This window comes from Flavobacterium sp. RSP46, from assembly GCF_003984825.1.
Taxonomy (GTDB): Bacteria; Bacteroidota; Bacteroidia; order Flavobacteriales; family Flavobacteriaceae; genus Flavobacterium.
In genome coordinates, this window is sequence record NZ_RYDM01000010.1 from 96,749 (window position 1) to 103,047 (window position 6,299).

Genomic DNA, 6,299 nt, shown 5'->3' on the forward strand with positions numbered 1-6,299 from the left:
TTGATTTAAAAACTATAAATCAAGGCGGAGTACCTTGAGAGATTAGAATGGTACCGTTTTTCATAAGAGTTGCAAAAATAAAACTTTTTAATTGTTTCACCAAACAGAAAGTGAAATTGCTTAAATTTGGCAAAAGGTATATCTTTTTTTCAAAAACAAGGGTTTAAATGCCACATCAATAGATTCAAGCATAAAAAAATATCCTTTGCATTAAAAGCTTAAAAGCAAAAAAACCGTTTTGAAAAAAGAACCAGCAAAATACTATCAATACAATTAAAAAATCATGAAATTACTCTATACTTTATTCTTCGCACTTTTTTTAAATAATAGTTACTCACAATCCACGAATGACTATTTTGAAAAGATCAGAAACAATGAAGCGGAACTAACTGCTTTCTTTTCGCAAATGCCAAAAGGCGGTGATTTGCATCATCATTTCTCAGGTTCCATTTACGCTGAATCCATATTGCAACGCGCTATTGCAGACGATTTTTATCTCAATATTGAGACGATGGATGTGTTAAAAGAAAAACCAGCAACGGGAAACTGGCTACTATTTTCGACATTGAAAAATAACGGAACATTAGAAGCATATAAGCAAAAAATCATGCAAAAGTGGTCTATAAAAGACTATAATGATGTAGATTATCCATCCGACAAGTTGTTTTTCGAATCATTTATGAAGTTCGAACCGGCCATCAAAGGGAATTTTGGACAAGGATTATTGGAACTTAAAAACAGAGCTATTTCAGAAAATGTCAGTTATATTGAAACCCAATTGTCTACAATCCCAACAGATATGAATACCGATGATTTAACAAAATTCAATTCCAGATTGCGAAAATCAGCTTTAGCAAAAGATGAAAAAGCAGTTTTAAAATCATTGGATTCGGTGTACAATTCACTACTAAAAAAAGATGCCGAATCCTATGCTAAAGCCTTCAATACCAATTTTGTTACTAAGCTGCACAAAGACCTTAAAATCGATGACAAGCAATTTACAATGCGGTATCAAAATTTTGTATTGCGATTTATGGAACCCGTAGATTTATTCAAAAATCTGGTAATCGCATTCATATCTGCAGATGAAAGTTCACTGATGGCAGGAGTTAACATTGTTTCTCCGGAAGATGGCGAAACCTCGATGAAGGATTATTGGTTACACATGCTAATGTTTAAATACTGTCATTCCCGTTATCCAAATGTAAAATATACAATGCACGCCGGCGAGTTGACGCTTGGTTTAGTACAACCGGAAGAGTTAACGTGGCATATTGGATCAGCCGTTTATACTGCAGGAGCCAACCGTATTGGGCACGGAGTAGATATGGCCTACGAGAATGATTCGTATAATTTGCTGCGTTATATGGCAAAGAAAACCATTCCTATCGAAATCAATTTAGTAAGCAATGAGTTTATTTTGAAGGTAAAAGAAAGCCGTCATCCATTGACTTTATATAAAGAATTTGGCGTGCCAATCGTAATTAGTACGGATGATGCAGGGATTTTACGCACGAATATGACCGAACAATATGTCTTGTTAGCCAAAAGATACAAAGACGTTTCCTATAAAGATATAAAGCAATATGTGTACAACAGCATTCAGTACAGTTTCATCAAAGAGGCTTCTGTAAAAAAACAATTGCTAAATGATTTAGAGTCCAGATTTAAGGCTTTCGAAGCTACATTTCCTTTGAAGTAAATCATTTTCATAGTATAAAATCTTTTTTTATAACACCAAAAAATCCGCTCGAAAGCGGATTTTTTTTGTAAAACAGAATCTAAGTTTTGATTATTTTGGATTTAAAATCAATTCAATTCTTTTAATCGCGTCTTCATAATGGTATCTTGTTTCTGCATTTACAACTCTGGTTTTAGCAACTGCTAAGGTGGTTTTTAATGCATTCAACTCGCCTCTCACCAATCCTCTCACATCGGACTGAGCCACATTATAATAGTCAGAAGAACGTCCGGATTTAATTTCTTCTTTCATCAGATAACTCATTCTTTCAATGTATGCGCGTTGCAAATTTCTTCTGTAAATAGTCACATTCGAAGCTAAATTGGCTTCTTTCCAAATTCCTTTACGCATATCACTCAATAAATCTAATGCTTTATAATTAGTAGTTCCCATTATTTCCGCATCCATCAATCGACCAATTCGTTCAAAACTCAACATAGCATTCAAATGTATGGCTTGTAAATTTCGAAAACGTTCTGTGTAACCGGAGTAATCAATATTTTTCAATGTACTTACATTCACCAACCACGTTGGAGAAGTAAAAGCATTGGCTTGTAACCATTGCATGGCTTCTTGTTGTTTTGCTTTTGGTACAATTTCATAAATATTTCCGGTTTGGTTTGGCTTTTTGGTTGTTTCATAAACACCGCCCACATTCGTTACCACATGTCCCACATATCTACTCCAGACATCCAGCATTTCTTTGTATAATTCGTCTAAATCCTCATAGTTATTAGTCACATCACTCGTCCATTCTGATAAATGAGAAGCTACATATTGCAAGTTTTTAAGTCCGTATGAACTTGCTTTCATGGAATTATTTCCAATATCTTCCGTTTGTGAAGTTGGATCAAAACTACTACTTTGTTTCCCATATTTATAAACAGGGTTTCCTGCTTTTTCCATAATCCATTGGTCTAAAATAGGCACTTCTACTTCCGGAGAAGAGGCATTAGGAATGACTCTGTATCCCCAATTGGTAGCATAATGATCGTAAGGCCCCATCTGGCGTATGAAACGAATGTCTTTATCTCCAGGTTGAGCGATATAATTAAAACGGGCATAATCCATCAAACTCGCTGAAATTCCATTTTTTTGAGTAAAGGCACCGTCTCTGTAATTTTCAGTATCATACGCACAACTCGCGCCCATATTATGAGGAAAACCAAGCGCATGCCCTACTTCATGTGCAATAACCATGCGCATCATTTCACCCATTTCTTCGTCAGTGGTATTCAAGGTTCTTGCTGAAGGATTTGCTGCTCCGGTTTCTAACAAATAACGGTTTCTGTAGGAACGCAAATGATTGTGGTACCAAATTACGTCACTCTCGATAATTTCTCCCGTTCTGGGATCAGAAACACTTGGTCCAACCGCATTACGCGTCGTACTCGCTACATAACGAATCACAGAATACCGAATGTCTTCCGGGCTAAAATCAGGATCCTCGTCTTTAGTAGGCGCGTCTTTGGCAATAATTGCATTTTTAAAACCAGCAGTTTCAAAAGGCTTTTGCCAATCTTCAATTCCTTGTTTAATGTATTTGCGTAGTTTTTCAGGCGTGGCAGGATCTAAATAGTACACAATAGGTTTGATCGGTTCTACCAGTTCACCTTTTGCGTAAGCGACAGGATCTTTTGGTTCCAATTTCCAACGGCGGATATAGGTTTTACTGTCGGATTTCAATTCATTACTTCCATAGTCAATCTGGCTCATGGTAAACCAACCCACTCGCGGATCTGCTAATCTGGGTTGCATCAGTTTTTCCGGCAACAAAATCATCGATTGATTCATTTGGATGCTAATTGTTTCTGCATCTTCCTGAACAGGCGGTTTAGATGCATTGTAAGTGAAATCCTGAACTACTTCAATATTCATAGGATAACTTTTCATCGTATTGATAAAACTGCGGGATTCATCGAGGCCTTTTACTTTATAGGTTTCTCTCATTTCACTAGATAAACCGCTGATTGATTTAACGTCAGTGCTATAAAATTTAGTCACATCAATAACGGTATTTAAAGAATCTTTACTAAATGCTACAATATCAAAAGCAAATAAAGTAGGTTCATAATTATTTGATTTTACTGAAATACTAATGGGTAAACTGTCATTGGCAACGGCACTAAATGATTTTAATTTGATCAGAATTTTGTCCTGAAAACGATGCCAGATAATTAATTGTTCATTGGTTTCGGAACCCGCATTTACATATCCGCCTCCTAAATTAGCCGGTAATTTAGCCAACCTACTTACCAAAAGCATGTCTTTATCCAAGTATTTATTCGGGATTTCGAAAAAATATTTTTTGTCCACTTTGTGTACCATAAACAAACCTTCGTCAGAAACGGCGTCTTTGGTAATCACCTTGCTGTATTCCTTGATGGTAGCTTCTGGTTTCTTTTCTGGTGGAGGGGCTACAGTGGTGTTTTTATCTTTTTTTCTTTTCGATTGTGCAAATTGGGTTGTAGGCACAAGCATTAATGCTGCGATTGCAGTTAAAATGAAAAATTTCTTCATTAATAGGTTTTTTATTGGTTAATCAATATCAAAAATAAATTTTAGCACCTGTAAATTGCATATAATCTATTGGTTTAACTTTTAATTAACAGCAAACCAATCTGTTTTAAGGTAATATAGTAGCAATACGTTTCTAATGTGATTTTAGTTAGATACCTTTTTTTTATTACATTTGGGAAGATTTTTTTTTATAATTAAGTTCAAAATTATTACTCAAACCTATATTTTTAATTGTCACCGTTTAAAAATACTTTCTAAAAGTCACCATGTGATTTGTAGAGAAGCATTAATTTTTTTGGACAACCAATCTCCTTTTAAATACGATTATAAACAAAACAATAAAAAATGATTCAAAATAATCTCTTTAAAATACCCTTGTTTTTAGCAGCTTTAACATTGCTTTCCTGCAATGGTTACTCGCAAAAAAACCTTTCAAAAATTGCTTTTGGATCGTGTTCAAACCAAAGTAATTCCCTGTCTATTTTTGATGTCGTGGTAAAACACCAACCAGATTTATTTATATTTCTGGGAGATAATATTTACGGTGACACTGAAAATATGCACACACTGCAAGCCAAATACGAGCGATTGGCAGCTAAACCTACTTTTCAAAATTTGAAAAAAAATATGCCTATCATAGCTACTTGGGATGATCACGATTACGGCCAAAATGATGCAGGAAGGCATTATCCCAAAAAGAAAGAATCAAAAGAACTTTTTCTTAATTTTTTTGGGGAACCTATAGCTTCCGAAAGACGAAAACACGAGGGAATATATACCTCTTATTTGTATGAAACTAAAGGCAAAAAAGTACAGATTATCCTGTTAGACAACCGTACTTTCCGGGATGATTACAAGCTATATAATAACGAACTTGAGGATGACAAACGTTATTTTTACTCATTGGACTATGCACCAGTACAAAACCCGGATTCCACATACTTAGGAGCCGAACAGTGGAAATGGTTAGAAACAGAACTACAAAAACCAGCTGATCTTCGCCTAATTGGTTCAGGATCCCAGTTTGGGATTGAGTACAACGGGTATGAAGGCTGGGCTAATTTTCCGCTGGAGCAACAAAGATTTTTAGATCTAATCAAGAAAACCAAAGCAAACGGTATTTTGTTTTTGACCGGAGACGTTCATTATGGTGAAATTTCTAAACTTACAGAACCCGGATTATATCCTATTTACGACTTTACCTCCAGCGGACTTTCCTCCACCTGGCACTTTGCGACACCCAACAAAAATAGAATTGAAGGCCCTATTATGGATAACCATTTTGGCTTATTAACAATTAATTGGGGGGGGGGAATTCCTCAAATAAAAATGGAAATTTGGGATGTCAATAATAATCAACGTGCAGAATACACAATTGGGTTGGATGAAATTAGTTTTAGAAAATAGCAGATTTTAAGAATGATTTTTTATGCTAGCCTATAATTTTCTTAAAAATCAAAAGTTCGCTTCCTAAACCATAAAAACAAGCTCAAGATATTTTTATATTGAAAATAAGTCTGGATAAAGTATGAATTCAGTGACTATTCTTATTTTTTTAGCAATCTCATTCACTCGGTTGCAAACATAACTAAGACTTAGGTAGAACTGTAGTACTTAAAAATCATAAAGATACAATATGAAAATCCTTAACTTAATGACATTGGGCACGAGCCAGAGGCATCGCGCTAGCCGTTGGGATTATTTCCGCTCGGACACCAGCTTTCTGAATCATTGAATCATCTATTAAAGAAATCAACTGTCCGAAAACAGATTTAGTCGAAAATACTTATTTTTACCCATCGTTATTTGATTTTTGCAACTCAAAATTACGATGATTTTTAAGAAGCCATTAATTTGGCTTCTTTTTTATCGGACAACAATGAAACAAAACAAAAAAAAACATAATTTTTTAAAACAAAAAACCCCTATTCCGATAGGAATAGGGGTTTTCAAAGAAAGGTGACGAACCGAGCCCGCAGGGCGAACACGTGGTATCTATAAACAAAAGAACCCCAGTCTTTTCAGACTGGGGTTCAAA

The 6,299-nt window shown here is 35.1% G+C and carries 3 protein-coding genes; 2 read left to right on the top strand and 1 reads right to left on the bottom strand.

Going from position 1 to position 6,299, the window contains the following annotated elements; translation table 11 throughout:
* Nucleotides 1-283: 283 nt before the first annotated feature.
* On the top strand, nt 284-1,702 hold the full coding sequence (locus tag EKM01_RS13930; RefSeq protein WP_126768683.1) for an adenosine deaminase: 1,419 nt from the start codon (nt 284-286) through the stop codon (nt 1,700-1,702).
* A 90-nt stretch (nt 1,703-1,792) separates the two neighbouring features.
* Here the strand turns inward: EKM01_RS13930 and EKM01_RS13935 are convergent, their stop codons facing one another.
* Nucleotides 1,793-4,261, bottom strand: coding sequence for a zinc-dependent metalloprotease (locus EKM01_RS13935; RefSeq protein ID WP_126768684.1), 2,469 nt, complete (start codon nt 4,259-4,261; stop codon nt 1,793-1,795).
* 345 nt (nt 4,262-4,606) lie between these two features.
* Here EKM01_RS13935 and EKM01_RS13940 point away from each other — a divergent pair, with 345 nt between their 5' ends.
* Nucleotides 4,607-5,668, top strand: a complete 1,062-nt coding sequence (locus EKM01_RS13940) for an alkaline phosphatase D family protein (protein WP_126742112.1) — start codon at nt 4,607-4,609, stop codon at nt 5,666-5,668.
* Nucleotides 5,669-6,299: the final 631 nt, after the last annotated feature.